This window comes from Nostocoides veronense, assembly GCF_039531185.1.
Taxonomy (GTDB): Bacteria; Actinomycetota; Actinomycetes; order Actinomycetales; family Dermatophilaceae; genus Nostocoides_A; species Nostocoides_A veronense.
The window spans coordinates 1-2,890 of the sequence record NZ_BAAAPO010000020.1 but is presented as its reverse complement, the minus strand read 5'-3'; the positions used below and the strand labels follow the sequence as shown (position 1 = coordinate 2,890).

The following is a 2,890-nucleotide window of genomic DNA, read 5'->3' as shown; positions in this document are numbered from 1 at the left end:
ACTCGCCACGCCGAACCCTGGATGGGTATTTCCCCGCCCAGATGTCTCACGAAGTCAGACGCAAACCACAGGTAGTCCTCGTGGGTCCAGCCGGTGTCGCGGGCGTGGTCGGCCAGGCGGGCTGCTGCTTCGGTGATCCGGGGTGCTTTGAGGGCGGCGGCCAGGTGGATGATCGCCTTGGTCGTCTCCGCGGCTGCGGTGTTCTTGCCGCTCTTGGTGCTCACAGTGTTCCTCCGTCCTGGGTGTCCAGGCCGAAGGCCCGGTCGTAGTCGGCCAGGTCCCGGACCATCGCCTCGGGCGGGTCGGGGAGCAGGGCGCGGTCACGCTGCTGGTAGGCGCGGCGCAGCACCGCGGCCGCGGCGACGTGGGCGGGGTCGGTCACGGTCATCGAGCGGGCCCAGCGGCGTTCATGCTCGGCGACGAGTCGTCCGCCGTGCTTGACCCGGACCCTCTCCAGGTCGGCGGTGACGTCGACGCGGGAGCCGATCGCGGACGGGTGCACGGAGTAGTCGTTGGTGTCGATGCGCACGTAATAGTCCCGGCCGAGGCGGACGTGGCTGCGCCAGCCCAGGTGCAGCACCGCCGGCGGTAGCGGCAGCATCGCCGCCGTGTCGGTCTCGAGCAGGTCGATCGGGCTGGCCTTGGTGGCGCGCACCGTGCGCTGGTTCGCACCCGAGAGCCAGTGCGTGAACTGGTCGTTGAAGTCGACCGGGGACTCGAAGTGCCGCGTCGGCATGAACGAGGTCTCGAACCATCCGTTGCGTCGCTCGACCACGCCCTTGGACTCCGGGTCCCGCGGCGGGAGCAGCACGACCTTGGTGGCCAGGGTGCCGGCGAAGACCGCGGCCGGCTCGGTCAGCTTGCGCCGCCCGATGCCAGACTCGTTGTCCCAGATCATCCGGCGCGGTACCGCACCGAGCTCGTTGAGCTGCTCCCACGAGCCGAGCATCAGGTCCTCGCTCTTGCGGGTCGGGATCATCCTGGCGAGCATGAACCGCGAGAACGCGCACGTCATCACCAGCACCGGCAACAGCGTCCTGGTGCCGTCCTCGAGGAGGATCTTGTGCGGCGGGGACCACAGATCCCACTGGGTCGCCTCCCCGGCCGCCCACGACAGCCGATCCGCCGGGTCGATCGGGCGGTGATCGGCCCGGACCCGGTTGACGTTGCCCGGAACCAGCGGATCGAGCCGGCCCAGCCGACCCGCTCGGCCAGCACCGTCCCCGACGTCCGCGTCCCAATCACGCTCCGTGGACCCGGTAACAACCACGAGCCAGCCATCGTGTAGAGTTTCATTGAGCGCGACAGGGAAGCGCGTTCCAGGACCGCTTACGGGAGCGCCAGTTGTATCGGACACTCCAAGGGTTCGTGTAAGGAGACCAGACTAGTGGAAGCCTCCAATCATTCGCAAGAAGGAACGCTGCTTTCGTCGGAGTTCTTCGAATCTTTCGGATTGGATGAGTCAACCTTCTCTGACGTTGTCTCGCTAGCCAATGGGCTTCTGTCGTTGACTGCGCAATTGCGAGGTGCAGCTACCTTCGCGAAGGTGCAAGAGTCCGATTACATCAAGTTCCTCCATCGGATGGAGTCGCAGGCCGACGGGATCGCGCTTTTGCCGAGCCCCCTTAGGCGGAAAAGACTGGATTCCATCCAGACGGAGTCAGGTCTCGACTTTGACACGGCTGAACAGTTATGGGATCTCTGGTGCATCCTCAAAAGGTCACTGGAGAAGCCACCCGCTCCAGCATCCCTTTCTCAGTCCGCTCGCTAGGAAGCCAAACGATGAACGCCCCCGTTGCGCAATCACACATCGCAGCCAACGTAATCTTTGTGCCTCTCAATGGCGGGAGCGTCGATGAGCGGATCCTTGCGTCGCTGAGGTCGTTGATGGCAGCTGTCGCATCTCCGGAGTTCGATTCCTCGGTATTGATCTCAGATGGTGAGGACGATGAAGCACTTGTATCCCGATTGCCTTCTGCAGTTATCGTTCACTATGCCCCCCCTCTGCATCGATATCGCTTTTTGTTCAGAGGGTTGGCCTCCAGGTGGGGCGCACCATTAGTCGCACTGCTGGATGCCGAGGATCAAGAATTGGCGGACTCCGCTTTAGAGAGCGGATTCATGGTGGCCATCAAGGCCGATGAATTGAGTGATCATCGTTCGTCGTCTTCACAACAACTCGTATCGCTCATTCGAATTTCGGCCCAGAGGTCCCCGCTCACGAGTGGAATCGGCGCCCACCTTAAGGCGCTGAGGTTGGCTAGGGGGATACCACGTGAAGATGTCTGCCAATCTCTTTGGCGAGAGCGTGGCATCTACATGTCCGTGAATGAGTTGACTGAGATCGAAGATCTCCCGTGTGAAATTAGCAACCCTTCGTGGGTCCAAATATCTGAGACTATGCAACTTCTTGGCCGCTGGGTTTCGTGGCAGTACGGAAAGTTTGGAGAATTACCGCAGGCTCCAGGCGCCGAATTATGCACTTGCGAACCATGTCAAGAGCGGTCCCGGAAACTTGAGCGAGCGCATCGGCAGCGCGAGTACTTCGCTGAGAAGAACAAAACCCGTCGATTCTCCTACGAAGACTGACCAGGTAGTTTCCGCCCGCAGCGATCTTCGTGGGGTTTGCCGGCTTGTATGACTAGTAGTAGGCCCTTCTAGTTCCAGGTGGTGTTCGCCACGGTGTCCGTGGGAGGAGGCTCCGGGTTGTGTCGCTTTTCGGCTGAGCCTTCGGGCCCGTGAAAGAGATCGTCAGGCCCCGGGTCGGCTCTCCTGGCCGAGAATCGTGGGTCTTCGACACACACCTCGCTGACCTTCACCGCTGGTTTGCGTCTGACTTCGTGAGACATCTGGGCGGGGAAATACCCATCCAGGGTTCGGCGTGGCGAGT

1 protein-coding gene and 1 pseudogene are annotated in these 2,890 nt (G+C 62.0%); both read right to left on the bottom strand.

Annotated elements, in window-relative coordinates; genetic code table 11:
• Positions 1-224, bottom strand: a pseudogene (locus ABD225_RS05890) (hypothetical protein); the annotation flags it as partial.
• Entirely contained in the window at positions 221-1,270 is a 1,050-nt protein-coding gene (locus ABD225_RS05885) for a Mu transposase domain-containing protein (RefSeq protein ID WP_344082443.1), read from the bottom strand. The pseudogene ABD225_RS05890 and the gene ABD225_RS05885, both read right to left, overlap by 4 nt.
• Positions 1,271-2,890 lie beyond the last annotated feature (1,620 nt).